At 67.4% G+C, this 24,481-nt stretch carries 25 protein-coding genes; 18 read left to right on the forward strand and 7 right to left on the reverse strand.

Annotation, left to right across the window (positions count from 1 at the left end):
• Positions 1–11 precede the first annotated feature (11 nt).
• Positions 12–713, forward strand: coding sequence for a hypothetical protein (locus LKD76_RS13250; protein ID WP_227981531.1), 702 nt, complete (start codon positions 12–14; stop codon positions 711–713).
• Positions 710–2,167 (forward strand): MFS transporter, encoded by a 1,458-nt coding sequence (locus LKD76_RS13255; protein WP_227981532.1) that lies wholly within the window; start codon positions 710–712, stop codon positions 2,165–2,167. Before LKD76_RS13250 ends, LKD76_RS13255 begins: the two co-directional genes overlap by 4 nt.
• Positions 2,168–2,371: 204 nt before the next feature.
• Here LKD76_RS13255 and LKD76_RS13260 read toward each other — a convergent pair whose 3' ends face one another.
• The gene (locus LKD76_RS13260) at positions 2,372–2,827 is read right to left on the reverse strand and encodes an anthrone oxygenase family protein (protein ID WP_339429087.1); all 456 of its coding nucleotides are present in this window, start codon (positions 2,825–2,827) and stop codon (positions 2,372–2,374) included.
• Between the two features lie 175 nt (positions 2,828–3,002).
• On the reverse strand, positions 3,003–3,737 hold the full coding sequence (locus LKD76_RS13265) for an SDR family oxidoreductase (protein WP_227981535.1): 735 nt from the start codon (positions 3,735–3,737) through the stop codon (positions 3,003–3,005).
• Here LKD76_RS13265 and LKD76_RS13270 point away from each other — a divergent pair.
• Entirely contained in the window at positions 3,736–4,794 is a 1,059-nt protein-coding gene (locus LKD76_RS13270; protein ID WP_227981542.1) for an alpha/beta hydrolase, read from the forward strand. The genes LKD76_RS13265 and LKD76_RS13270 overlap by 2 nt on opposite strands.
• Positions 4,791–5,687: an alpha/beta fold hydrolase gene (locus LKD76_RS13275; RefSeq protein WP_227981544.1), complete on the forward strand. Its 897-nt coding sequence runs from the start codon at positions 4,791–4,793 to the stop codon at positions 5,685–5,687. The genes LKD76_RS13270 and LKD76_RS13275 overlap by 4 nt, the downstream gene beginning before the upstream one ends.
• A 137-nt stretch (positions 5,688–5,824) precedes the next feature.
• On the opposite strand, the gene LKD76_RS13280 is transcribed toward LKD76_RS13275, so the two are convergent.
• Complete coding sequence (locus tag LKD76_RS13280; protein WP_227981545.1) at positions 5,825–6,232, reverse strand: nuclear transport factor 2 family protein; 408 nt, start codon at positions 6,230–6,232, stop codon at positions 5,825–5,827.
• Between the two features lie 71 nt (positions 6,233–6,303).
• Here LKD76_RS13280 and LKD76_RS13285 point away from each other — a divergent pair, with 71 nt between their 5' ends.
• Together LKD76_RS13285 and LKD76_RS13290 are read left to right on the forward strand one after the other, a co-directional pair.
• Positions 6,304–7,224: a LysR family transcriptional regulator gene (locus LKD76_RS13285; protein ID WP_227981546.1), complete on the forward strand. Its 921-nt coding sequence runs from the start codon at positions 6,304–6,306 to the stop codon at positions 7,222–7,224.
• Between the two features lie 226 nt (positions 7,225–7,450).
• Positions 7,451–8,632, forward strand: a complete 1,182-nt coding sequence (locus tag LKD76_RS13290) for an NAD(P)/FAD-dependent oxidoreductase (protein WP_227981548.1) — start codon at positions 7,451–7,453, stop codon at positions 8,630–8,632.
• A 222-nt stretch (positions 8,633–8,854) separates the two neighbouring features.
• Here LKD76_RS13290 and LKD76_RS13295 read toward each other — a convergent pair whose 3' ends face one another.
• Positions 8,855–10,006 carry a serine hydrolase domain-containing protein gene (locus tag LKD76_RS13295; RefSeq protein WP_372465802.1) on the reverse strand — a complete coding sequence of 384 codons (1,152 nt, stop codon included), beginning with the start codon at positions 10,004–10,006 and terminating at the stop codon, positions 8,855–8,857.
• Between the two features lie 196 nt (positions 10,007–10,202).
• Between LKD76_RS13295 and LKD76_RS13300 the strand changes: the two genes are divergently transcribed.
• Positions 10,203–11,027: a DUF1684 domain-containing protein gene (locus LKD76_RS13300; RefSeq protein WP_227981550.1), complete on the forward strand. Its 825-nt coding sequence runs from the start codon at positions 10,203–10,205 to the stop codon at positions 11,025–11,027.
• Positions 11,024–12,046: an LLM class flavin-dependent oxidoreductase gene (locus LKD76_RS13305; RefSeq protein ID WP_227981552.1), complete on the forward strand. Its 1,023-nt coding sequence runs from the start codon at positions 11,024–11,026 to the stop codon at positions 12,044–12,046. The genes LKD76_RS13300 and LKD76_RS13305 overlap by 4 nt, the downstream gene beginning before the upstream one ends.
• Positions 12,047–12,059: 13 nt before the next feature.
• Here LKD76_RS13305 and LKD76_RS13310 read toward each other — a convergent pair whose 3' ends face one another.
• Entirely contained in the window at positions 12,060–12,197 is a 138-nt protein-coding gene (locus tag LKD76_RS13310) for a hypothetical protein (protein WP_227981554.1), read from the reverse strand.
• A gap of 37 nt (positions 12,198–12,234) precedes the next feature.
• Between LKD76_RS13310 and LKD76_RS13315 the strand changes: the two genes are divergently transcribed.
• From LKD76_RS13315 to infA, 5 genes are all read left to right on the forward strand, one after another.
• Positions 12,235–12,807, forward strand: a complete 573-nt coding sequence (locus LKD76_RS13315; protein WP_227981555.1) for a TetR/AcrR family transcriptional regulator — start codon at positions 12,235–12,237, stop codon at positions 12,805–12,807.
• Entirely contained in the window at positions 12,804–14,213 is a 1,410-nt protein-coding gene (locus LKD76_RS13320) for an MFS transporter (protein ID WP_227981557.1), read from the forward strand. The genes LKD76_RS13315 and LKD76_RS13320 overlap by 4 nt, the downstream gene beginning before the upstream one ends.
• Before the next feature lie 289 nt (positions 14,214–14,502).
• Complete coding sequence (gene rox / locus LKD76_RS13325; protein ID WP_227981558.1) at positions 14,503–15,930, forward strand: rifampin monooxygenase; 1,428 nt, start codon at positions 14,503–14,505, stop codon at positions 15,928–15,930.
• A gap of 254 nt (positions 15,931–16,184) precedes the next feature.
• Complete coding sequence (locus tag LKD76_RS32055; RefSeq protein ID WP_227981559.1) at positions 16,185–16,973, forward strand: GNAT family N-acetyltransferase; 789 nt, start codon at positions 16,185–16,187, stop codon at positions 16,971–16,973.
• Positions 16,970–17,194: a translation initiation factor IF-1 gene (infA, locus tag LKD76_RS13335; protein WP_227981561.1), complete on the forward strand. Its 225-nt coding sequence runs from the start codon at positions 16,970–16,972 to the stop codon at positions 17,192–17,194. Before LKD76_RS32055 ends, infA begins: the two co-directional genes overlap by 4 nt.
• A gap of 112 nt (positions 17,195–17,306) precedes the next feature.
• Here the strand turns inward: infA and mug are convergent, their stop codons facing one another.
• On the reverse strand, positions 17,307–17,870 hold the full coding sequence (gene mug / locus LKD76_RS13340) for a G/U mismatch-specific DNA glycosylase (protein ID WP_227981562.1): 564 nt from the start codon (positions 17,868–17,870) through the stop codon (positions 17,307–17,309).
• 182 nt (positions 17,871–18,052) lie between these two features.
• Between mug and LKD76_RS13345 the strand changes: the two genes are divergently transcribed.
• Entirely contained in the window at positions 18,053–19,399 is a 1,347-nt protein-coding gene (locus LKD76_RS13345; RefSeq protein WP_227981565.1) for a family 1 glycosylhydrolase, read from the forward strand.
• Between the two features lie 78 nt (positions 19,400–19,477).
• Here LKD76_RS13345 and LKD76_RS13350 read toward each other — a convergent pair whose 3' ends face one another.
• Complete coding sequence (locus LKD76_RS13350; protein ID WP_227981566.1) at positions 19,478–20,095, reverse strand: helix-turn-helix domain-containing protein; 618 nt, start codon at positions 20,093–20,095, stop codon at positions 19,478–19,480.
• Positions 20,096–20,181: 86 nt separating this feature from the next.
• Here LKD76_RS13350 and LKD76_RS13355 point away from each other — a divergent pair, with 86 nt between their 5' ends.
• The 4 genes from LKD76_RS13355 to LKD76_RS13370 all read left to right on the forward strand — a co-directional run bounded on the left by LKD76_RS13355 (position 20,182) and on the right by LKD76_RS13370 (position 24,478).
• Positions 20,182–20,682: a DinB family protein gene (locus LKD76_RS13355; RefSeq protein WP_227981568.1), complete on the forward strand. Its 501-nt coding sequence runs from the start codon at positions 20,182–20,184 to the stop codon at positions 20,680–20,682.
• Between the two features lie 21 nt (positions 20,683–20,703).
• On the forward strand, positions 20,704–21,708 hold the full coding sequence (locus tag LKD76_RS13360) for an alpha/beta fold hydrolase (RefSeq protein ID WP_227981570.1): 1,005 nt from the start codon (positions 20,704–20,706) through the stop codon (positions 21,706–21,708).
• 261 nt (positions 21,709–21,969) lie between these two features.
• Positions 21,970–22,932, forward strand: a complete 963-nt coding sequence (locus LKD76_RS13365; protein ID WP_227981571.1) for a DUF5996 family protein — start codon at positions 21,970–21,972, stop codon at positions 22,930–22,932.
• Between the two features lie 85 nt (positions 22,933–23,017).
• Entirely contained in the window at positions 23,018–24,478 is a 1,461-nt protein-coding gene (locus LKD76_RS13370; protein ID WP_227981572.1) for an amino acid permease, read from the forward strand.
• The last annotated feature ends 3 nt before the right edge of the window (positions 24,479–24,481 follow it).

Raw genomic sequence — 24,481 nt, forward strand, 5'->3', positions numbered from 1 at the left:
CAGGAGGTTTCGTGGTTTCCTCAGGCCCGGTGCACACCCTCTTCCGCGACCCCGGCATCCCCGACGGCGAAAAGTGCCGCTACACCGTCGGAACCGACGGCCGCAGTTCGGGATTCGCACTGACCAGCGTCGTCACCCACGAGCACGGCGGCTACCGAACCCTCCTCGAGGCGACCAGCGGTGACGGCGAACTGGAGCTCACCATCGACCAGCGCTTCGGCCGGATCGACGGATTCCTGCGCGCGGAGGACTACCGCGCCGAAACCCGATCCCGAGGCGCGGTGGTGTCCCGCGAGGAGGCGCATTTCATCGACACCGTCCACCTCCCGATCGGCGGCGCACCCGCACCGTTCCCCACCGACATCATGCCGATCGTCGGCGGCATGACCCTGCTGCGTGGCCTCGACCTCACCGAGGGGACGACGCGATCCATCGACACCTGGCTGGCCTTCTCCGTGCATTGGCCCCTGGTGGCCCGAGTGGACAAACGCACCATCGTGGAAGTCGGAGCCGGCGACATCGAATGCCGTCAGGTGCGTTTGCGTCCCAGCTTCGGTCAGGTGAACATGTTGCTGGACAGGATGATCGGCGGATTGCTGCCGCCGTTCGTGGCGCAGATCGAGCTGGAGCCACCACATCGGCTGGTGCGCTTGAGTTTTCCGACGGAGCCGGCATTGTCGGCGCCGCGTAGCGTGATCGAGCTGGCCGGATGACGGGGGCTACCGACCGTGAACCGGTCGCCGTCGACGTCCCGGAAACCATTGAGCCGGTTTTCGATTCGCCGCCCTCCGAACTAGCGGCATGGCTGGCCTTCGCCGGCTGCCTGATCGCGGTGTTCATGCAGATGATCGACGTGACCATCGTCAACACCGCCCTGCCGAGAGTGACCACCGACCTCAGCGCTTCCCGCTCGGCGGAACTACTGGTCATCTCCGGCTATTCACTGGCCTTCGCCTGCACCTTGCTCAGCGCCGCTCGTCTCGGCGCCGTAGTCGGCCGCCGCGCCATGTTCCTCACCTCGGTGGTGGCGTTCACCGCCGCCTCGGTGTGGTGCGGAATGTGCACCGGCGCGACCGAATTGGTCGTGGCTCGCGTAGTACAGGGCGCCGCGGGCGCGGGGATGGCAGCCCAGACCATAGCCATCCTCATCGCCAGCTTCCCCCGTGAGCGCCACTCCCTGGTCTTCGCCATGTACGGCGGCGTGGCCGGCTTCGCCGGCATGCTCGGCCCCATCCTCGGCGGCGCCCTGCTGACCGTCGACATCGGCGGCTGGGGCTGGCGCACGGTCTTCCTGATCAACCTTCCCATCGGCGTGGTGGCCTTCGCCCTCGCCTGGCGCTATTTGCGCATAGGCCGCCCGGCATCGCCCGACCGCCTCGACCTCGGCGGCGCGGCACTGTCCGGATTCGGGCTGCTCCTGGTCGTCTACGCCCTCGCCCTGGTCCAACAACACGGCTGGCAAGCCCAGCCGATCGCCCTCGGCCTGGCGGGTGTGGTCGTGAGCGCCCTGTTCGTGGTCCACCAGATCAGGCGAGCGGCCCGCGGAGCCAGCCCCCTGATGCGCCTGGACCTGTTCTCCGACAGAGGCTTCCGAATCGGCTCGATCCTGGTCTGCCTCTTCTTCGGCCTGTTCACCGCCTTCGTCTTCGCCGCCTCCATCACCATGCAGGACGTCCTCGGCTACACCCCCTGGCACACCGCCATAGTCATGACCCTGTTCGCGCTGGGCGCCGGCGCAGGCGCCATCGGCTCCCTATTCCTGGTGCGCCGGTGGGGAATTCTCGTCCTGGCGGCCGGCGTAACCCTCTACGGCGGCTGCATGGGTGCGGGCGCCGTCTACCTGTACCTGACCACTGGCGAGGTGAACGCCTTCCTCGCCGCCCCACCGTGCTTCGCGGCCGGATTCGGCGTCGGAATCTTCGCGGTCCAGGTGCAGCCGATCATGCTGTCGGGGCTCAGCGCCGACCACATGTCGGAGACGTCGGGGGTGGTCCCCACCATCGAACAGATCGGTAACGCGTTGGGTTTGGCGGTTCTCACAACCTTGTTCTTCCGCTCCCACACTCTCGATGGGGCGATCACCATGATGCTGGCTTTGGCAGTGGTGTCGTTCGGCCTGGGCGCATTGACACTCGCCATGCCACGGCACCGAAGGAACCGGCTGTGACAGTGGGTCGATCGAAGCCATCTCGCATGGGTTTCCGGCTATCCCTTCATCGTCCGATCAATTGATGCAAGAACGGCAGCACGACACATGCTCCGTTGTCGCCCGGATAGTGCCACGCGACGCATTCCACGCCGCCGCTGGCGAATCGAACCGTGGTCCGTCCGTTGTGGTGGTCATCAGTACCTCTTTCGCAGAGTGGATCATTCAATCGAATGAGTGGGGAGCCGTAGTCGGTCCATTCCCGAACGTGAGCACGCTCAGGCAGAGGAAGGCCGCGACCGAAGCGGCGGTGCGGATTGCGTGCGCGATCTGCCAATGATCGCGCTGGACAGCCCAATCGGGGGGTGGCGACAGCAGGTCCCACCGTCCTTCCGCGGCGGTGATCTGGACGTTGACCGCCGAGGAGATGATGAACACCGTCAGCAGGAGAAGCAGTGCGGACGATGCCCACCATCGGGCCCGGCCGGGGCGGCGAATCGTGACGATCACCAGCACGGCGGCGCACAGCGTCGCCGGGATCAGCGTCGCACCGGCGAGCCAGGGGATGCCGATCAGATTGACCTGCGCCACACGGGTATACACCGAACCGTCGAACCGCCGCAGTTCCGCCTCGAGAACCATCAGGGTGAGGAGAACGCCCGCGTAGAGGCCGGCGAACACAGGGCCGGCGAACCTGCTGATTCCGGCGACACGCTCGAGCATAGAAGCAATCGTACACATAAAATACGAGTTACATATTACATGTTTTGCGTATCATGTGCTGCGGTCGACGTGTGGCCGGAATCGGGTGGAAGTCGCCCTGTGTGAAACGATTCGGTGATCGCCGGGCCGTCGGTCAGGCGGTCAGCCCACCGTCGGCAGCGATGCTCTGGCCGGTAACCCATCGCGCGTCATGAGAGGTGAGGAAACCGACGACATCGGCGATATCCTCCGGTTCGCCGACGCGGCCCAGTGGCGTCTGCGCGACCCGCTCGAGCAGCATCTGCTTCATGGGTTGCATCGCATCGGTGTTCGTCGGTCCGGGCAATACGCAGTTCACGGTGATTCCCCGAGGTCCCACCTCGCGGGCGAAGGAGCGGGCCAGCTGTTGTCCCGCCGCCTTGCTCGCGGAGTACAACGCGAGGGTCGGGTCGCTCGCCCTGGTGGCCGATGACGAGATGTAGACGATTCGGCCGCCGTCGCGTACCCGCTTGGCGGCCTCTCTGAATGCGACGAAGGCGGCTTGGGTGTTGGCGCCGAACGACCGCGCGTAATCCTCGTCGGACGCACTCATCATCGGACCGGCGGCGAACCCGTAAGCGTTGTGCACGAACACATCCAGCCCGCCGTACCGGTGTTCGGCGGCATCGAACAGCGATGTCAGCTGGGCCGGATCCGATACATCCGCCTGCACTGTGGTGGCCTGTCCGTCGCGCGACTCGATCGTCGCGGCGACCTGCTCGGCGGCCTCGGCATTGCTCTTGTAGTTGATGACGACCTTCGCCCCGTCCGCGGCCAGGCGCAGAGCGATCGCCCGGCCGATGCTGCGCCCGCTGCCAGTGACAAGGGCGACGCGATCGTTGGTCCGCATGGGATTCTCCTTCTATCGGTATTGTACGAGTCTGATATTATACGAGTTAGATACAGTGTGGCATGCAGAGCATGACCGGACAGCGGAAGAGGGTGTCCCCATGACCGAACAAGACGCATCCGAGGCCGTCGAGCGGGAGAAGGTTCGATTCCGTAGCGGCGACACTGTCTGTGCCGCTTGGTATTACCGGGGAACCAACGGTGCGTGCGTGATCATGGCCGGCGGGTTCGGTGTGCCGAAGGAGCCGGCCACCGACCAGTTCGCGAAGCGATTCAACGACGAGGGATTCGCGGTACTCGCCTTCGACTACCGCCGCGTCGGCGAGAGCGGAGGGCAGCCCCGCCTCGCCTTTTCCGCCGGAGACCAGCTCGATGATTGGCAAGCCGCGATCGACTTCGCCCGGACCCTTCCCGGCGTCGATCCGGCCAAGCTCGCGGTGTGGGCGTTCTCCGCCTCGGGCGGTCATATCTTCCGAGTTGCGGCGCGCAACCCGCAGCTCGGCGCGGCGATCGCCCAGACACCGAACCCCGATGGCCCGGCCGTGAGCCGCAACGCCATGCGCCATCAGAAGACACTCGCGATGCTGCGTTTCACCGGCCTGGGTATTCTCGACGCCCTGGGTAGCCTCGTGCGGCGGCCGCCGCGATTGGTGCCGCTCGTCGGAGAGCCCGGGACTGTCGCGATGCTCACGACGCCGGACGGAATCGATACCGGACGCGCTTTGCGTTCGCATCGGTATCCCGCCTGGGAGCAGATGATCGCCGCCCGTACCGCGCTGCGCTTCACGCTCTATCGGCCGGGGCGCGTCGCGTCCCGCATACAGCCGCCGCTACTGGTCATGGTCTGCGATCGCGATCAGACGTCGCTGGTCGAGCCCTCCGTGAAGGCGGCGAACCGCGCTCCGCGTGGGGAGATCGCCCGTATCCCCGGTCACCACTACGCCCCGTTCCTGGACGAACACGAGCGGGCCGTAGACGCGCAGTTGTCCTTCCTGCGCGGGCACCTGCTCGATCATCGAGCGGATCGGTCCGGCCTTCGTCACAGCGCTCGGAAGTGACGCCTGTGAAGCGGATCGAATTGTCCGCGGGAACCATCGATTATCGGGACACCGGCGGTGACGGCCCCGCCATCGTGCTGCTGCACGGATTGATGATGGACGCTTCGCTGTGGGACGGGCCGATCGCCGACCTGGCCGCCGGCTATCGATGTGTCGCACCGACATTGCCACTCGGCGCGCATCGGCACGGGATGCACGACGGCGCGGATCTGTCGTTGCCCGGGATAGCCAGGCTGGTTCTGGAATTCATCGGCCGCCTCGACCTGGATGATGTGACCCTCGTCGGCAATGACACCGGCGGCGCACTGGTTCAGCTCCTCATGGGCCCGCTCGCCGATGAGGATGGCGCCGCGTTCTCGGGACAGCGCATCGGCCGAGTCGTACTGGTCTCGTGCGAGGCGTTCGACAATTTTCCTCCGGGTCTCACCGGCAAGACGCTCATGCTTTCCGGCAAGCTCTCACCGCCGTTGTTCGGACTGTTCATGCGGCAGATGAGGTTTCGCATGCTCCGGCGCAGCCCGCTCGCCTTCGGATGGCTGACCAGGCGCGGCGACGCGACGGTCGCGGGGTGGATGAAGCCGGCCTCGACCCGGCCGGAGGTCCGCCGCGACGCGGTACGAATGCTGCGCGCCGCGGCGGCGGATACGAGCCTCTTGCTCGACGCGGCGAAGCAGCTGCCGAATTTCGACCGCCCCGCACTGGTGGTGTGGGCAATCGACGATCGGGTCATGCCACCCGAACACGGCAGGCGCCTCGCCGAATTGCTCCCGGTCGCAACGCTGATCGAGATAGCGGACAGTGACACACTCATCCCGCTCGACCAACCACGGCGACTCGCGCGGGCCATCCGGGAGTTCACGCGTTCGCCCCGTGCAACCGAACCGCCGCGGTAGGCGCCGGTCGCGATGCTGGGTCACCCGACGATGAGTTTCTCGAGAACTGCGGGAAGCTCTCGAGGACTGACCGGTCCCGATCGCAACCGTCGAGTGTCGGTGGCGCTCGAGAGATTCCGGTCCGGCCCGATGGCATTTCACGCGGGACGCAACGGCTCGAGAACTCGCTCGACAAGGGCCGTGTCGCAATATTCGACGACCTCGGTGAGCAGGCCGTCGGCGACCGTGAACACGAAGCAGTAGACCTGGTCGTAAGCCGAGCCGCGGGTGGTGACGGCGGCACTGTGTGCCTGCACGACGACGCGATCACCGTCGGCGTGGATGGCATCCGCCATGATGCGGTACTCGGTGAATTGAGACATCAACGGCCGAAGCAGACCGTGTAGCGCTGTCGATTTCGGCCCCCAACTACGCGACCAGGACCAGTTTCCCGGAAAGGTCCAGCGAAATTCGTCGGCCATGGCATCGCTCAGTGCGTTGGTGTCACCCGCGGCCATGCGAGCGAAGATGTTCTGCAGCAACGTCTTGTTGTCATCGGTATGCACGTCGACGACGCTATGGCGACCGTACCTATGCGACAAGCGAGAATATCGCATCTGTGGTATCTCATTTTCGCATGGGTGAATTCAGTATCCTCGGATTGCGGGTGGTCCGCGAGGCCGCGCGATCCGGCTCCTTTTCGACCGCGGCGGAGCGGCTCGGCTATACCCAGTCCGCCGTCTCCCGCCAGATCGCGCTGATGGAGCTGGCCGCGGGGCGGGAACTGTTCGAACGCCATGCCCGCGGTGTGCGACCGACGGCCGCCGGCCGGATCGTGGTGCGGCACGCGGAGGTGGTCCTGGGTGAGCTCGACAGCGCGCGAGAACGACTCGACAGACTGGACGACCGCCCCACTACGGTGCGGGTCGGCGCTTTCTCGACTGCGATGGCGGCCTTGATTCCACGAGCGATCGCACTCACGTCCGCGCGAATTCTGCTGCGAGAGGGCACAAGTCCGCGGCTGCTCACCGCGCTCGGCCGTGGCCGACTGGACCTGGCAGTAGTCACGGCGGCAGATCCGATACCGGGCGACGTGGTGGTCGAACACGTGGTCGACGATCCGCTGCTGGTCGCGGTGGGGCCGGGCCATCGGCTGGCAGGACAGCGCAGCGTGACCCCCGAACAGTTGCGCGATGAGCGGTGGATCGCGGGTAGTTCGGAAGTCGGTGGCACCCTGCTCGGCGCCTGGCACGACCCGCATCACGACCACGACCCCGACATCGCCTTCGTGGCCCGTGATTGGTTCGCGAAACTCGGGCTGGTCGCGGCGGGAATGGGCGTGACCGTGGTTCCGGGTATCGCGGTTCCCATGCTGCCCTCCGCCGTCGCCGTGGTTCGCATCGATCACCGGGCCGCGATGCGCAGGACTGTGATGGTCCGTGGCCCGCAGATCTCGGCGGCGGCCGCCGCGTTCGTGGATGCCGTTCACGACAGTGTGGCCGGGCTGGCTATCGAGATCGGGCAGCGGACACGGGGTGTCGGCACGGACCCGGCGTAGCGGCCGGAGCCGCGGCCCAATGTGTCCGTCACGGGTAACGGTTCACACCGCTCGGTGCTCGAGGCAGGCTCCGTCATCGGCGCGATGTGTCGTTGTCTCGGTCTGTTGCCAGGGCAGCAGGACCGAGCCGGCCGGCAGCACAAACTCCGTGACCTGCCTCACCCGCTGTCACAGCCGCCGGGGATGCGGCGTCTCATGCCCGACACCTCATCGAACGGAGATAACAATGAGCACCAACGAAGTCGTTGTGATCGGTGGCGGGTACGCCGGTGTGATGGCGGCCAACCGCCTCCTGCAGCGTGACGATGTGCGGGTGACCGTGATCAACCCCCGCGAGGTTTTCGTGCCGCGGCTGCGGTTGCACCAGCTGGTGGGCGCGACCCACGACGCGGCCGTCGAATACCGGGAGATCCTGGCCGAGCAGGTCCGGCTGGTGGTCGACAGCGTGACGCGGATCGACGCGGACGCCCGCACGGTGCACCTGAGCGGCGGAGACAGCATTGGATACGACTACCTGGTCTACGCGGTGGGAAGCGGGATCCCCGCGCCGCGGGTGCCGGGCGCGGCCGAATTCGCCTATCCGGTAGCGACTGTGGAGGCTGCGCAACGACTGCGGTCGGTCCTGTTCGACACCCCGGTCTCGGTCCCGGTGACGGTGATCGGGGGCGGACCGACCGGCATCGAGACCGCCGCCGAGCTGGCCGAGCAGGGACGCGCGATCACCGTGGCCTGCGGTAGCGTTCTCGCTCCCTACCTGCACCCCAAGGCCCGGCGCACCGCCCGCAAGTACCTCGCGAAGCTCGGGGTGACCGTCGTCGAAGGGTCCGACGTCACCGCCATCGAGCGCCACGCTGTACAGCTCGGCGACGGCCGGACCCTGACGAGTGAGGTCACGATCTGGGCCGCCGGCTTCGGCGTCCCCGACCTGGCCGGTCGCAGCGGGCTGAGCGTCGACGCGACCGGGCGTCTGCTCACCGACGAGACGCTGACCAGTATCGACGACGAACGCATCGTCGCGGCGGGTGATTCGTCGGCCCCCTCGGACCTGCCGTTCCGGATGAGTGCGTACACGGCGTACTGCCTGGGAGCACACGCGGCCGACACCGTGCTGCACCGGATCGCCGGTGAACAGCCCGCACCGATCGACCTCGCCTTTCCCGCCATGTGCCTCAGCTTCGGCCGCGACGCCGGGATCTACCAGCTCGGTCACAAGGACGAGACCGCCATGCGGCTGTACTTCGGTGGGTTCGCCGGTAAGAAGCTCAAGGAATTCGCGTGCGAAGCGGGGATCAAGCACCTGGCTACCGAGGCCCGCAAACCCGGTTCGCACCACTGGTTCTCCGACGGTGAACACCGGCCCGCACTGCTGCGGGCCCGGCGCTCCGCCAGCGCCGCACCGGTCGCGTAGCACCGAGAGCCGGCCGCGCCCGGCGATGGCGGCGCGACCACCGATCCCTCACTGCGGCAGCCGAATACGAAGGAACGGTGATCCCCACGATGCCGACGACGCGATGCGGCGCCGCCCCTCTTCGAGATAGCAGGCGCGCGCCCGTCTCGCTTCTCGGCAGGCCGGGCGTATCGGCTCGACCGACGTCGCGTTCAGTCGGTTCGCCGCGGTGGTGCGCCGGGCTCATTCGCACAGGGCGTGGTTGAGCAGGCTGCGGATATCCACGGCCGCGGGTGTGCCGGTATAGGAGATCGCGGCCGCGCGCCCGGTGTCGGTGGCGCCCGCGATGGCGGAGAATCCGTACACGCCGCCGACATTGCCGACGAACTGTGCGCCGCACTGTAATCGGGTGTAGCCGACTCCGAGACCGTAGAACATGCCGTCGCCGTTGCCCATATCGGCGCCGTCGAGCATCTGGCTCCACTCGGCCTGCGGGACTATCTGTCCGGCCGCCAAGGCGATGAAGAATCGGTTGAGGTCCGCGCCGGTGCTGACCATCGCACCCGAAGCCCACGGCAGCGACGGTTCCATGCGGGTCTCGTCGGTGACGATGCCCTCGACCGTGCCGTAGCCGGTGGGATGCGGGTCGCGCAGAACGTGTTCGCCGGTGGCGGGCAGATAGGTGTTCGACAGATGCAACGGTGTGAAAATGCGATCGCGCAGCTCGTCGCCGTAGCGATGCCCGGTAACCGCCTCGATCACCATGCCGGCGACGATGTAATTGGTGTTGGAGTACTCGAATCGGTTGCCGGGGGCGAACTTCAGGGGATACCGCAGGGCGAGCTCGATCTCTTGCGCGGGCGTGAAGGTCCGGCCGTCTCGCGCCGCCTGGTACTCGTTCGTCTCCGGAGAGTCGGGCGGTTCGGGCAGACCGCTGCGATGCCCCAGGATCCGGCGCACCGTGATGTCGCGCGCATCGCTGAGCAGACCGGGCAGATAGGTGTCCACCGAGACGTCGAGAGCGATTCTGTGTTCGGCCACCAGTTGCAGCACGACCGCGGCGGTGAAGGTCTTGGTGATACTGCCGACACGCACGTATTCGGGACGATCGGTGGGTATCGCGGTCTTCGCCGCGATGTCGGCGAGGCCGGAAGTCGCCACGGTCGTGGATCCGCCCGTGGTGAGAGTGGCAATGGCTCCGACAGCGCCGGTGCGGACCACTGTGTCGAGGTCACCGCGCACTCTGTCCGAGGCGTCGGCTCCAGCCGCCGGACTCGGGACAGTTGCGGGCGGGCGGGGCGCGCACGCGGCCGGCAGCATCGCCACTGCGCAGATCGTGACGAGGACGAGGGGACGCACGGTGCGACCGTAGAAGGCCCCGGCCCGCAACCACATCGGGCTCGGGTGCTACCCACCGCTCGCACTCCGGTTCTACCCGGGCCGAACCCGATGCGTCGGACTCAGCCGGTGGCGGTCGGATGAGAGGGCCCGCAGTCTCGTGGAGGCTTACGCGAACGCGACTGCGCACGAGTTGCGTTCCTACTGAGCGCAATCCTGTTCGCCGGCCGAGGTATCGGATTACATCGATGACATGGCAGCACAGGCGACGTCGGCCACCGAAGCGGACACGTTCACCACCGAGTGGCAGGCATGGCATCGGCGGCAGGAGGCGCAGCTGTCCGACCGGCACGGGTTCCTGGCCATCACGGGTCTGCACTGGCTCACCGAGACCCCGCAGCGTTTCGGCGATGCGCCCGGCGCGTGGTCGACCGGGACCGACGGTGTGGTGGTCGTGCTGGACGAGGGTGAAGAGCTGAGCATCGACGGAGATCCGGTGCGCGGCCGCTACGCGTTCGGTGTCATCCCCGAACGGGGTGGTGTGAACGCGGTGTGGGGAGATGCGGTGATCGAGGTCGCCAAGCGGGGCGGCAACGATATCGTGCGTCCTCGGCATCCGGACAATCCGCTGCGCACCGCTTTTCACGGCACTCCGGCATTCGCGCCGGATCGCAAGTGGGTGGTGACCGGTCGCTATGTCGCCTTCGACGAGCCGCGCCCGACGACGGTCGGCGCGGCGGTGGAAGGGCTCGAGCACGTCTACGACGCTCCGGGAGAGGTCGAATTCGAGGTCGACGGTCAGCCGTTGCGCCTGACCGCGTTCCCCGGCAAGAACGCCGGTGATCTGTCGGTGTTGTTCACCGACGCGACCTCGGGTGTCAGCACCTACGCGGCGAATCGGGTGCTGCAGGTACCGGCGCCGGCCGCCGACGCGACGGTGGTGCTCGACTTCAATCGAGCGGTGAATCTGCCGTGCGCATACACCGATCTGGCGACCTGCCCGCTGCCACCGGCGCAGAATCGGTTGCCGATCGCCGTCGAGGCGGGGGAGAAGATTCCCTACGAGCGCCGGGGATGAGCTCTCCGCGGATCAGCGCTCTGGCGTTTCTGACTCCGGGCAACTACCTCGACGACGATCCGTACACCGGCCTCGAGGACACGCTGCGGCTGTTCGAGTACGGCGAGCGCCTCGGGTTCGACGGCGCGTGGGTCCGGCAGCGGCATCTCGAGCACGGTGTCGGTTCGGCGGCGGTCTTCCTGGCCGCCGCCGCCCAGCGCACGAGCCGAGTGGAGTTGGGCGCGGCGGTCATTCCGATCGGCTACGAGAGCCCGTTCCGGCTGGCCGAGGACTTGTCGCTGGCCGATGTCCTGTCCAGGGGGCGCCTGCAGCCGGGATTCAGTGCGGGAAGGCCACCGCATGCCGACCTGATCGGCGATCTGGTCTTCGACGGTGACTGGCACAGTTTCGATCTGTCCTACGGCCGGGTCTCCCGGCTGATCGAGAACCTGCGCGGTCACTATCTCGGTGATGCCGACACCGTGATTCATTCGCCGGGCAATACTCAGCGCCCGCGCCTACAGCCGTACAGTCCGGGCCTGGCCGACCGCGTCTGGTACGGCGGCGGGAGCACCCGGTCGGTGCGCTGGGCCGCGGACAACGGGCTGAATCTGCTCAGCGGAAACATCGTATTCGGTTATCGCAGTGACGATTTCGCGACCGCGCAGCTGGGACTGATCAGCGATTACCGCGAGCGGATCGATCCGGTCCGACCGGCACGCGTCGCGGTCGGCCGGGTGATCGTTCCATTCGACAGCGCCGATCGCGCGACCCGCGAGCGATACCGCGCCTACGCCGCGAGCCGCTACGAACGCACCCTCGGCCCGCAGGGCGAGCGGCGGGTGCTGTTCGCCTCGGATGTCGTCGGGACCGCCGAGCAGATTCTCGAACAGCTGCGCGCCGATCCGGTGCTGGCGCAGACCGGCGAACTACGCCCGGAACTGCCGTATGAGTTCCATCGTGCGGACTACGAGCAGATCCTGCACGACACGGTGGAGCTGATCGCCCCCGAACTGGGGTGGACGCCCGCGCTCACCTAGGTCGGTTTCGTTGTCAGGCAACGATGTTCACGGTCGGCCGGGGCTCGGCCGCGAGCCGCTGGGATCGTGCGGCCAGGATGATCGTCGCCGCGGGGATGAGCAGATCGTCGACCGGCACTCCGCCCGTATTGCCGGGGTGGACAGGCGTCACATTTTGTTAGTAGTTAGTGACTGGTAACTTATGCCGCATGGCGGAGCGGATGAGCGGAACCGAGCGACGCGCCCAAGTGCTGGCCATCGCGGCGAAGGAGTTCGCCGAACACGGATTGCACGGGGCGTCGACGGAGGCGATCGCGAGGAGCGCAGGGATCACGCAGGCGTATGTCTTCCGGATGTTCGGGACGAAGAAGGCCCTGTTCCTGGAACTCGTGCGAGCGGCCTTCGAACGTGTCAGCGACGGGATGCGAGTCGCGGGGGAGGGGAAGACCGGCCTGGATTCGCTCTCGGCGATGGGCGCGCAGTACTTCGACCTGCTGGCCGACCGGACCGGGTTGTTGTTGCAGCTTCAGGGCCTCGCCGCATGCGGTGATCCGGAGGTTCGGGATGCGGTGCGGTCGTGTTTCGCGCGGCTGTGGGGAACCGCCGAGGACGGCACCGCACTCGATCCGGTGACGGTGAAGACGTTCCTGGCCTTCGGGATGTTGCTGAACGCCGGCGCCGCGATGGACGTCGAACAGGTCGACGCCGCATGGGCCGAGGGCGTGCGCACCCGGATCCGGTCCGGTCTGTTCGCGCACATCACCACCGAGACGAACCGATGAGCACCCGCGTAGACGTCTCCGCCCAGCGGGACGGACGGCTCGGCCCCGCTCTGGTATGCACGGCGTTGGCGGGCGCGGTGATCGGCAGTGTCGGAGCGCCGCTCATCACGCCGGTCGCCACGGGAATGCGCGTGTCGCTGGACGCCGCGCAGTGGACCTTGACGGTGACGCTGTTCAGCGGGGCGATCGCGGGCCCGGTGCTGGGCAGGCTGGGCAGTGGACCGTATCGACGTGTCACCATCCTGGCAACCCTCGCCCTGGTCATGGTGGGCGGACTGCTGACGGTGCTCCCACTTCCGTTCGCGGCGTTGCTGATCGGACGCGGATTACAGGGGCTCGCGGTCGCGGTCGGCGCGCTGTTGATGAGTGTGGCTCGTACCCATCTCCCGCCCGAGCGCTCGGCATCGACGATCGCCGCGCTGTCGGTCGCGTCGACCGTCGGCATCGGGGTCGGCTATCCCGCGATCAGCTTGCTCGACCAAGTCGTGGGCCTGCGCGCCGCCTACGGCCTGGGACTCGTGCTGTCCGCCGTCGCACTCGTCATCGCCTGGCGGACACTGCCGGCGGAGGCGCCAGGGGAACTGCCCCGGATCGATGTCACCGGCGCGCTGCTGCTCGCGCTCGGCACTCTCGGCCTGCTCCTGGTCATCGCCGAACCCGCGCTGTGGGCGAGCGGGTGGCCGGCCGCCGGACTCCTGGCCGGCTCCGCCGCGATCCTGGCCGGGTGGGCGTTCATCGAATTGCGCACCACGGCACCACTGGTGGACCTGCGCTTGCTGAGCCGGGGACCCGCGCTCCGGGCGAACTCGGCGATACTCGTGGCGGGGGCGGGTTTGTACCTGCTGTTCAGCCTGTTCACCCGCTACGTGCAGACTCCTACCACCGCCGATTACGGATTCGCACTGCCCGGTGTCGCCGCGGGTGCGGCACTGATCCCGTTCTCACTGCTCGGATTCGTTGCGGGAAAGGCGGTTCCGCGACTCGTCGCGCGCCTCACCGAACGCTGGACCTACGCGTTCTCGAGCGCCGTCGCCGTCGCCGGCGCGCTGCTGTTCGCGGTGGGCAACCGGTCGCTGCCGGCCGTGCTCGTCGCGATCGCCCTGCTCGGCTTCGCCGTCGGAGGTGTGTTCGCGGTGATGCCCAAGCTCGTCCTCGTCGGCGTGCCTCGAGCGGAAACGGCGAGTGTGCTCTCGATCAACCAGATCGCCCGCAGCATCGGAATGAGCATCGGCAGCGCGCTCGCCGGGCTCCTGCTGTCCGCCACCACCCCGGACGACGCGCTGCTCCCCACCCGGAACGGCTACGTCACCGCAGCGCTGTGGGCGCTCCCCGCGCTCGCCGTCAGCGCACTCATCATCGCCACCGATCGATCCCGGCGGACCGAATCGAGCGTTTCACAGTCCTGACTCGACACTCCTACCGGCCTGTGCGTTCTGGAGCCGAGCGGTTCCTGCCATTGCCGCCACATCACGCGCGATCGGATACGGCGGTGACCGATGGCGCGAACCGCCATGGTGATCGATCCCGCCCCTTCGCCCATATATCGCTTGCGGCAGGCTTCGCAGGTGCCGCACAATGGGCCGCCAGTGCCAGGACCTGCGGAAACCCGGAATCGGCGATAGGCGTGCATCGACGGCCGCTCGATGCCGGGAGGCACGGCGACCGGATGGGCGAGAACGAGTGGACGGGTGGTTCATGTTCGATGTGATCATTGCCGGGTGCGGGCCGACCGGTGCGATGCTGGCCGCCGAACTGCGGCTGCACGATGTACGGGTGCTCGTTCTGGAGAAGGAATCCGAGCCCGGGTCGTTCGTGCGCATCGTCAGCCTGCACATGCGCAGCCTCGAACTGATGGCGATGCGCGGACTGCTGGATCGCCTGCTCGAACACGGCAGACAGCGCCCGGTCGGCGGTCTCTTCGCCGGGATTCCCGCCCCCGCGCCCGAGGGCCTGGATTCCACGCACGCGTATCTGCTGGGTATTCCGCAGCCGGTGATCAATCGGCTGCTCGAGGAGCATGCGGTCGGCCTGGGCGCGCAGGTCCGAAGTGGGTGTGCGATAACCGGTTTCGAGCAGGACGACGCGGGGGTGACTGTCGAGCTGGCCGACGGGAACAGGTTGCGGTCGCGTTATCTCGTCGGCTGTGACGGTGCCCGCAGTACGGTGCGCAAACTGCTCGGTGTCGGCTTCCCCGGTGAGCCCGCGCGCAACGACACGCTGATGGGTGAGATGGAGGTGGGCGTGACGCGCGAAGAAGTCGCCGCCACGGTGGCCGAGATCGCCGAGACCACACGGCGATTCGTGTTCCGGCCCTTCGGCGACAGGGTGTACAGCGTCGTGATTCCCGCCGCGGAGGTCCGTGAGGACCGCGCGGAACCGCCCACTCTCGATGACTTCAAACAGCAGTTACGTGCCATCGCCGGTACCGATTTCGGAGTGCACTCCCCGCGCTGGCTGTCCCGCTTCGGCGATGCCACCCGGCTGGCCGAGCAGTACCGGGTCGGCCGGGTGCTGCTGGCCGGCGATGCGGCCCATGTCCATCCACCCGTCGGCGGTCAGGGGTTGAACCTGGGTGTTCAAGACGCGGTCAACCTCGGCTGGAAACTGGCCGCGCAGGTCCGCGGCTGGGCGCCGGAAACGTTGCTGGACACCTACCGCAGTGAACGCCATCCCGTCGCCGCGGCCGTTCTCGACAACACCCGCGCTCAGACGGAACTGCAGTCCCTCGAATCCGGTCCGCAGGCGGTGCGCAGGCTGCTGACCGAACTGATGGACTTCGACGACGTGAACCGCTACCTGATCGAGAAGATCACCGCGATCGACATCCGCTACGACTTCGGCGCGGGCCCCGACCTGCTCGGCCGTCGGCTGCGCGACGTCGCGCTGACACACGGCCGTCTCTACGAACGGCTCCACGAAGGTCGTGGTGTGGTACTCGACCGCACCCAACGCCTTTCCGTGGCGGGCTGGTCGGACCGGGTCGACCGCATCGCGGATTCCGCTGCGGCACTGGATGTTCCGGCCCTACTGCTGCGCCCCGACGGTTACATCGCCTGGATCGGCGAACAGCAGCAGGACCTGAACGATCACCTCGCTCGCTGGTTCGGCGAGCCCGCCACGTGATTGCGGGAAGCGGCCGCGCACACGCCGGCGGTGGCTCCTCCGGAAGAACCTGCTCCGGAAAAACCCCTTTGCGCGGCACACGCACCCTCGGTATCGTTATGCGGACCGTGACAGCACGCGAGGAGGTGAGACCCATGAACGTTGTATCGAAGTGGGAGCTCCCTCTCGACGTCACGGTTGGGCGAACGATCTAGCTGTCGCCGGGAGCGCCTGTCGTTCAAGGCTGCTCCGAAAGGGCGATAAGCATGAATTCTGTGGATTTCACGTCCGATTCCAACGAACACCCCACTGTCATCACACGCGTCTCGCAGACGCAGTGGCAGGCAGTGCATCGCGGCGTGCCGATCGGGTCGGGCGATATCTCGCCACGGCCCGACGGCCGGCTCTTCGTCAGTATCGACTCGTGGCGGCCCGATACCTTCGGCCCGCTCACCGCCGCGATGCTGGCCGGCTTGCCGAGGCCGCTGTACACGGTGGTCGACGAGGCCGATCGAGACCTCGTAACCCGCTGGGAGAGCGCCGGTTTCATCACGCGGCGGCGCGAACGGGAATGCCTCGTGCCGACCGACCCACAGGTCACCGGGCTCGATACGGCCGCCCCGCCGTCGGATACGACGATCTTGGCCGCCGGTTGTGCGGCGGAAGCTCCACTGCGCCAAGTGGATCGAGCGATTCGGGACGAGGTGGAGGCGACGGTCGGCTGGCAGGAGATGCCGGCCGAGATCATGCCGCGCAGAGGCGGTGACACCGTGGTGGATCCGTCGAAATATGCGGTGGCGGCACAATCGGATCGATATGTGGGACTGATCCGCGTCGTGCAGGTGACTCGGCTGCCGCGGATCGGGCTGATCGCCGTGCGGGCCGATCAGCGCCGCCGGGGCATCGCGCGGGCGCTGCTGGCGCATGCGCTGGGCGCCCTGCACGAGCGCGGGATTCCCAGGGCGGCGGTCGAAGTGAACGAATCGAACGCCGCGGCCGTCGCGCTGTTCGAGGGCATCGGAGCCCAGTGTGTGAACAACAACCTGGAACTGGTGCTGCGATGAGTAGGAACGGGAAGGGAATCGAGATCGAGGGCACCGTGACCGAGTGCCTGCGCAACGCCACCTTCACGGTGGAACTGCAGAACGGGCATCAGGTGCTTGCCCATATCAGTGGGAAGATCCGGAAGAACTACATCAAGATCCAGCTGCAGGACCGTGTGCTCGTCGAGGTGAGTCCCTACGACCTCACTCGCGGCCGGATCCTGTTCCGGTATCGCAACTAGTGCCGGTCGGTGTGGCCGGACGGTAGGCCGCGACCCCGCGACGACCGGATGTCTTCCGGCCGTCGCGGGCGCGCTGCCGCGAACTTCTCGCGCGATCCGCGAGAGACCGGCCTCACCCGGATTCGGCCGCCTGCCGCAGCTTTCGGAACTCGGTCGCCAGGGCGTCCAGTGTGTAGTGGGCATTGAGGCCGCTCGGATTGGGCAGCACCCAGATGGCGGTGCCGCCGAGCGTCTCGGCTCGGCGGCCGACGGTGGTCTTCGGCCGGCCGAATGCCGTGCGATAGGCGCCCAGGCCGAGAACGGCCAGGATGCGGGGGCGATTGCGACGTACTCTCTCGGTGAGCGCTCGGCCGCCGTCACGCAGTTCCTGCGGCGTCAGCTCGTCGGCCTTCGCCGTCGTGCGCGCCGCGACGTTGGTGATGCCCAATCCGAGCGCGAGCAGTTCCTCCTGCTCATCGGGGCGGAACAGGCGCGGGGTGAATCCGGACCGGAACAGTGCCGGCCAGAAACGGTTTCCGGGGCGGGCGAAGTGGTGACCGGTCGCTCCCGACCACAGTCCCGGATTGATTCCGCAGAACAGTACCCGCAGATCCGGTGCCAGCAGATCCGGAATGGTCCGGCCCGCCGCGGCGGCCAGATCTGCGGGGGTGGGGCGGCTCGCGGCGGAATGTGCCATCCGTCCAGTGTGCCCCAACGCCCGATTCCGCGTCCGCGCCGGTTACTGCCGCCGTGACCTGCGAGGGCGGGTGATGCTCGCGGGTCGCTGGTGTGCTGTGGCGGAAGTCGTTGGGGCTGTAGCTATGTGTCCCCGTCGCCGATCCTCAGCGCGGGCAGGGTGGTGTTCGTTACCCTGAATTGATGCGATCCCGGATTCTTCGGAATGCTTCGGCCGTGTTCGTCGCTGTTGCGGCGGTGTTGCTGGCCGGTACTCCGGCCTTGGCGGCGCCACCCGTGCGGTCGGCCGCGCTCTCTTCGCTGGATTCCGGCTTCCTGTGGGGTGTGGCGAGTTCCGGATTCCAGTCCGAAGGCCGCTCGCCCGACAGTAATTGGACGCGGTACATCGCTCGCAACCCCGGATACGAACCACTGCAGAATTCGGTCGACTTCGCCGATCGCTACGAGTCCGACATCCGGCTGGCCGCCGATATGGGCATGCGGGTATTCCGGGTCGGCATCGAATGGGCTCGGCTGCAGCCCGCGCCCGGGGTGTGGGACGAGAACGCCTTTCGCTTCTACGATTCGGTCGTCGACACCATCGTGCGGGCCGGGATGCGGCCGATGATCACCTTGGACCACTGGGTGTACCCGGGCTGGGAGGCGGACCGGGGCGGGTGGCGCAATCCGGGAATGGTCGGTGACTGGCTGGCCAATATGCGTGCTGTCGTCGATCGCTACGCGTCGCGAAATCCGCTGTGGGTCACCGTGAACGAGCCCGTCGCCTACATTCAGAACGAGGTCCGTGAGGCGGGCGCCGACGCGGGCGGGATGCTGAACGGGGTCGTCGATGCCCACAACACCATCTACGACTACATTCACCAGCGGCAGCCCGGCGCCCAGGTGACCGCCAACGTCGGATATGTCGCGGGTGCGGAGGACCAGGTCAACGGTGAGTTGATCGATCGGATCGCGGCCCGGCTCGACTATGTGGGTGTGGACTACTACTTCGGCTTCGACCCGGCGCAGTCGCTGTACAGCGCGATCGGACGGGCCACCGGATCGTCGCTGCCGAACCTGCCGGGCCCCCGCCTGTGGGAGATGCCACTGCGTCCCGAGGGTATCTACTATGCGCTGCAGCGCTATTCACGCCGTCTTCCCGGCAAGCCGCTGTACATCGTGGAGAACGGCATGCCCACCGAGAACGGTCTGCCGCGCGGGGACGGCTATACCCGCAGCGACCACCTCCGCGACACCGTGTACTGGCTGCAGCGCGCGAAGGCCGACGGTATGAACGTGATGGGGTACAACTACTGGAGCCTCACCGACAATTACGAATGGGGCAGCTACACACCACGATTCGGGCTCTTCACCGTCGACGTGCGCACCGATCCGTCGCTCACTCGCCGCCCCACCGACGCGGTGGGCACCTACTCACAGATCGTCGCCGCGGGCGGTGTGCCCGGCGGCTACCGGCCCACTCGTGCCCCGTCGCTCTGCATCTTCGTCGATCCACCGGCCAGCTGCCTCAGTCCCGTCGCGGGGTCGTAGCCACCGACTTCCTCACTGCCCGTGCGTCGTCGGGGCTGCCGCGATTCGGTTGGTGCGGCAACCGCCCGGTTCGCGAGCTCAGGCCTGTCGAGGTCGTTCACTCCTTTCCGGCCCGGCGTGCGGCCGCTCGGCCCGCACGTGTGCCCGGACCCCGTGCAGGCCGAACAGGATGAGCAGTTCGACCGCGCCACCGTCGGCGCTGCCCAGCCAGTGTGGCGTAGAGGTATCGAACTCGGCGGCCTCACCGGGTGGCAGGGTCAGGTCGCGATCGCCGAGTACCAGCCGCAGGTGACCGTTGAGCACGTACAACCATTCGAAACCGTCGTGAATCTGCGGCGTCGGTTCGAGCGGTTCCGGCCGGGCGGGAATCAGCATCTTGAACGCCTGGACCCCGCCCGGCCGCCGCGAGAGTGGCACGAACACCATGCCGGCCCGCCGGATCGGCTTCAGGTGAATGCGGGGGTCGCCGGTGCGCGGGGCCCCGACGAGATCGTCGAGCGGAACGTCGTAGGTGCGGGCCAGCGGTAACAGTAGTTCCAGGGTTGCCCGGCGCTGCCCGCTCTCCAGGCGGGACAGCGTGCTCTCCGACACCCCGGTGAGTGTGGCGACATCGGCGAGGGTGATCCCGCGGGCGCGGCGCAGCGCGCGCAGCCTCGGCCCCACGGCGTCGAGTACATCTCCGGTTTCGGGGTCCATGGGCCCATCTTGCCGGAACCGCAAGATCGCGTGCCGGATCGTGGTGGGCCCGGTGAGACTGAGCGCATCCGACCGAAGGAGTTCTCGTGCCCACCACCACGCGCCGCACCCGCCGCCGGGATACCCCGCCGCCGCGGACCGGAAGTGACGAGGTCGAGGTTCTGCGCGGATTTCTCGACTATCTCCGCACCTCGATCGCCGCGAAGGTCGAGGGTGCACCCGAACCCGGGGTGCGCGCGGCGGCGGTGCCGTCGGGTACGAACCTGCTCGGCCTGCTCGAGCATCTGACCGTCGTCGAGCGCTCGATCTTCTTGGGGGACACCGTGTCCGACTGGCAGGCGACATTCCACGTCCCGCCGGCGGACCGCGTATCCGACGTGGTCGCCCGCTACCGGGCCGCGGTCGAGCGTTCGAACGAAATACTCGACGGCTGTACCGATCTCGGTGCGCCGATGCCCCGGCCGCGGCGGCTTCGCTCTGCCCCGAGCGTCCGCTGGGCGCTCACCCACATGATCGAGGAGACCGGCCGGCACGCGGGCCACGCCGACATCCTTCGCGAACTGATCGACGGCGCCACCGGCCGCTGACTTCCTCCAGGACAGGACCCCATGATCACCGCAATCCGACCGCGGCCCACACGCGCGATGGCCATCCTCGCACTCGCGATCCTGCTCACCACAGGGACCGCGGCCTGCTCCACGACCACCCCCGCCGTTGCCCCCTATGCCGGCGTGACGCACGGCGACGCCGCGTTCGAGAACACTTTCCGGCACGAGTTCGCCGAGGTGGGCGGCGTCCGTATGCACTATGTGACCGGCGGCAGCGGTAGCCCGGTGGTACTGATCCACGGCTGGCCGCAGACATGGTACGGCTGGTGGAAGATCATGCCCGCCCTGGCCGAGCAGCACACCGTCTACGCCATCGACCTGCCCGGACTGGGCGACAGCACCGGCACACCGACCGGCTACGACAAGGCCACTTTGGCGCGGTACGTGCACACATTGATCGCCGAACGGCTCGGCGTGCGCGACGCCCGGGTCGTCGGCCACGACTTCGGCGCGGCCGTCGCGTTCGAATACGCCGCCCAGTTCCCCGCCGATACCGCCCGCCTGGGCTACCTGGACCTGCCGCTGCCCGGGCCCGCGATCGACGCGTCGGCCTATCGAACGATGAGCTGGCATATCGCCTTCCACTCCCAGCGCGCCATCCCCGAAACGGTCGTCGGTGATCATGTCCGCGAGTACCTGGCCCTGTTCTATCCGCAGGTGTCCTTCGGTGGCACGGCATTCGGCGGCACCTCCGATCGCTCGCCGTTCACCGACGCCGACATCGACGAATTCGCGCGCACCTATCGCAGGCCCGCGGCGCTGTCGGGAGGCTTCGAGCTCTACCGCGCCCTCGACGAGGATGTCCGGGATACCGCCGCAGCGGCGCCGACACATGTGCCGACCCTGCTCATGACCGCCCAGGGACAGCTCGAGGCGGTCCGGGCCACGATCTCCCCGCGCATCACCGATATCGTGCGTGCGGTCGATGTCCCGCATGCGGGGCACTGGCTCGTCGAGGAGAACCCCGAGTTCGTCACGGCCGAACTGCAGCGCTTCCTGACGTGAGGGCTCGCCCGGATCACGAGCGGAGCGGCCGGTACGGGCGGGCGACGGCATTTCGCTCGACGTGTGCGATACCGTGGCCACATCGGTGCTTCCGACCTCTTCGCTCGGATCGGGGCGCTCTGGTGGCCTGCTCCGGTTCCGGTACTCGGCGCTGTGGATGGCCGAGGCGGCAGGGATGTCGCCGATACGCCGCCGTCTCGCGGGGCGGCGGTGTGCGATGCCCGGACCGAACCGATACCGGCGACGAAGGGACCGACCGATATGCCGGCGACGAATTCCACCACCTCATGGCCGCAGTTGCGAGTGGCGGACTGGACGGATACGCGCGAGACCCTGCACATGTGGACGCAGATCGTCGGCAAGATCCGGCTGGCCCACGCTCCCTTGCTGAATCACTGGTGGCAGGTGACCCTCTATGTCAGCCCGCGCGGGCTGACGACCTCGGCGATCCCGTACGGTGATCGGCTCTTCGATATCGAATTCGACTTCCTCGCACACCGATTGGTGATCCGGGCCGACACCGGCGACACTCGCACCGTGGCGCTCGCGCCGAAATCTGTCGCGCAGTTCTATGCCGAAACCACCTACGCCCTCGATGAACTCGGGCTCGAGACACGGATTCAGGGCCGCCCCAACGAAGTCGAGCCGTCGATTCCCTTCGCCGAGGACACCGTGCACGCCTCCTACGATCCGGACGCCGCGCACACGTTCTGGCGCCAGCTGGTGCACGCCGATCGCCTGCTCAACGAGTTCCGGTCCGGCTTCACCGGTAAGTCCAGCCCGGTGCATTTCTACTGGGGCGCAATGGATCTGGCCTGCACTCGTTTCTCGGGACGGACCGCGCCCGAACACGGTGGCGGTGCGCCGCACTGCGCGGATTGGGTGATGGTGGAGGGCTATTCCCACGAACTCAGCAGCTGCGGATTCTGGCCGGGCGGCGGGGAGGAAGGCGCGTTCTACGCCTACTCGTATCCCGAACCCGACGGCTACCGCGAACGTCGCCTGCAGGTGCCCGGCGCGAGGTACGCCGCGGACCTGGGAGAGTTCATCCTGCCCTACGAAACCGTGCGCGCGGCCAACGACGCGAACGCGATGGTCGCCCAGTTCCTCCGTGAAACATACGCGGTCGCAGCCGAACTCGGACAGTGGCAGCGCAACGCTCTGGAATGCGATCCTGAGCGATGGGCAGGGAAACGCGCCGCCGCACCCTGGTCCCTGGGTTGACGAACGCGAACCAACCTATTGAACGTCCCGTCGTTCAGCGGTACATTATCTGACGATATATGGCGTGCTGCGGGAGGGGGCGACAATGGCGGCGATCCGGCCTTCGGTGACCTCCTCGGAAATGTTCGCCGCCGAGGACGTCGGCTACCACAAGTCGCTGCGCCCGCGTCAGTTGCAGATGATCGCCATCGGCGGCGCCATCGGCACCGGACTGTTTCTCGGGTCGGGCGGTCGGCTGCACGCCGCCGGGCCGGGGTTGTTCCTGGTCTACGGCGTGTGCGGGATCTTCGTCTTCTTCATCCTGCGGGCCCTCGGTGAGCTCGTGCTACATCGACCGTCCTCGGGCTCGTTCGTGTCCTACGCGCGCGAGTTCTACGGGGAGAAGCTGGCTTTCGGCGTCGGGTGGATGTACTTCTTCCACTGGTGCATGAGCGGCATCGTCGACATCACCGCGATCGCGACGTATGTGCACTACTGGCATGCGTTCCGGGTGATTCCGCAGTGGACCATCGCGTTGATCGCGTTGGGGATCGTGGTCTCGATCAATCTGGTGTCGGTGAAATGGTTCGGCGAGATGGAGTTCTGGGCGGCGTTGATCAAGGTCGCGGCCCTGGTGATCTTCCTGGTCGTCGGCACTGTCTTCCTCGGCGGCCGGTTCGCCCTCGACGGGCAGGCGACGGGTATCGGTGTGATCGCCGGCCACGGCGGCCTGTTCCCGGCCGGGCTGCTGCCGCTGGTGACCGTGACCACCGGCGTCGTCTTCGCCTACTCCGCCGTGGAATTGGTCGGCACGGCGGCCGGGGAGACCGACCACCCCGCGAAGATCATGCCGCGCGCGATCAATTCGGTCATCGCCAGAATCGCGGTGTTCTACGTCGGTTCGCTGGTTCTGCTGGGACTGTTGCTGCCGTACACGGCTTTCGCGCCGGGTGTCAGCCCGTTCGTGACGTTCTTCTCGAAACTCGGTGTCGGAGGCGCTGATTCGGTGATGAACCTGGTCGTTCTGACCGCCGCGTTCTCGAGTCTGAACGCCGGGTTGTACTCGACCGGCCGCATCCTGCGGTCGATGTCGGCGAACGGCAGCGCACCGGCGGCGGCCGCTCGGATGTCGCGCGGCGGCGTGCCCTACGTCGGTATCCTCGCGACCGGGACGATCGCGTTGCTCGGTGTCGGGGTGAACGCCGTGGTCCCGAACAAGGCGTACGAGATCGTGCTGAACATGTCGGCGATCGGCGTCCTGTCGGCGTGGGCGGCCATCGTGCTGTGCCAGCTGCGGTTGTGGCAGCGGTGGCGGCAGGGGCTGCTCGAACGCCCGTCGTTCCGGCTGTTCGGCGCGCCGTACACGAGCATCGCCACGCTGGTGTTCCTCGCCGCCGTCGTCGTGCTGATGGCGTGCAGCGACGACGAGATCCAGCGCGGCGCGGTGATCGCCGCGGTGGTGATCATGGGCCCGGTCCTGGTCGGTGGATGGTTCCTCGCACGCGGCCGGGTCCTGCGCATCGCGGCCGAACGCGCCGTCGGCGGCGACGGATCCGGGAAGGAGTAGTCC

The organism is Nocardia spumae (assembly GCF_020733635.1).
GTDB classification, from domain to species: Bacteria; Actinomycetota; Actinomycetes; order Mycobacteriales; family Mycobacteriaceae; genus Nocardia; species Nocardia spumae.

Excerpts from the sequence above, each read along its gene's own strand:
- LKD76_RS13320 (WP_227981557.1), top strand. The coding sequence starts at position 12,804 with ATGAGCACCCGCGTAGACGTCTCCGCCCAGCGGGACGGACGGCTCGGC.
- LKD76_RS13265 (WP_227981535.1), bottom strand. The coding sequence starts at position 3,737 with ATGCGGACCAACGATCGCGTCGCCCTTGTCACTGGCAGCGGGCGCAGC.
- LKD76_RS13270 (WP_227981542.1), top strand. The coding sequence starts at position 3,736 with ATGGGATTCTCCTTCTATCGGTATTGTACGAGTCTGATATTATACGAG.
- LKD76_RS13350 (WP_227981566.1), bottom strand. The coding sequence starts at position 20,095 with ATGGACCCCGAAACCGGAGATGTACTCGACGCCGTGGGGCCGAGGCTG.
- LKD76_RS13305 (WP_227981552.1), top strand. The coding sequence starts at position 11,024 with ATGAGCTCTCCGCGGATCAGCGCTCTGGCGTTTCTGACTCCGGGCAAC.
- LKD76_RS13285 (WP_227981546.1), top strand. The coding sequence starts at position 6,304 with ATGGGTGAATTCAGTATCCTCGGATTGCGGGTGGTCCGCGAGGCCGCG.
- LKD76_RS13315 (WP_227981555.1), top strand. The coding sequence starts at position 12,235 with ATGGCGGAGCGGATGAGCGGAACCGAGCGACGCGCCCAAGTGCTGGCC.
- rox (WP_227981558.1), top strand. The coding sequence starts at position 14,503 with ATGTTCGATGTGATCATTGCCGGGTGCGGGCCGACCGGTGCGATGCTG.
- LKD76_RS13365 (WP_227981571.1), top strand. The coding sequence starts at position 21,970 with ATGCCGGCGACGAATTCCACCACCTCATGGCCGCAGTTGCGAGTGGCG.
- LKD76_RS13370 (WP_227981572.1), top strand. The coding sequence starts at position 23,018 with ATGGCGGCGATCCGGCCTTCGGTGACCTCCTCGGAAATGTTCGCCGCC.
- LKD76_RS13300 (WP_227981550.1), top strand. The coding sequence starts at position 10,203 with ATGGCAGCACAGGCGACGTCGGCCACCGAAGCGGACACGTTCACCACC.
- LKD76_RS13345 (WP_227981565.1), top strand. The coding sequence starts at position 18,053 with ATGCGATCCCGGATTCTTCGGAATGCTTCGGCCGTGTTCGTCGCTGTT.
- mug (WP_227981562.1), bottom strand. The coding sequence starts at position 17,870 with ATGGCACATTCCGCCGCGAGCCGCCCCACCCCCGCAGATCTGGCCGCC.
- LKD76_RS13255 (WP_227981532.1), top strand. The coding sequence starts at position 710 with ATGACGGGGGCTACCGACCGTGAACCGGTCGCCGTCGACGTCCCGGAA.
- infA (WP_227981561.1), top strand. The coding sequence starts at position 16,970 with ATGAGTAGGAACGGGAAGGGAATCGAGATCGAGGGCACCGTGACCGAG.
- LKD76_RS13290 (WP_227981548.1), top strand. The coding sequence starts at position 7,451 with ATGAGCACCAACGAAGTCGTTGTGATCGGTGGCGGGTACGCCGGTGTG.
- LKD76_RS13360 (WP_227981570.1), top strand. The coding sequence starts at position 20,704 with ATGATCACCGCAATCCGACCGCGGCCCACACGCGCGATGGCCATCCTC.
- LKD76_RS13295 (WP_372465802.1), bottom strand. The coding sequence starts at position 10,006 with ATGTGGTTGCGGGCCGGGGCCTTCTACGGTCGCACCGTGCGTCCCCTC.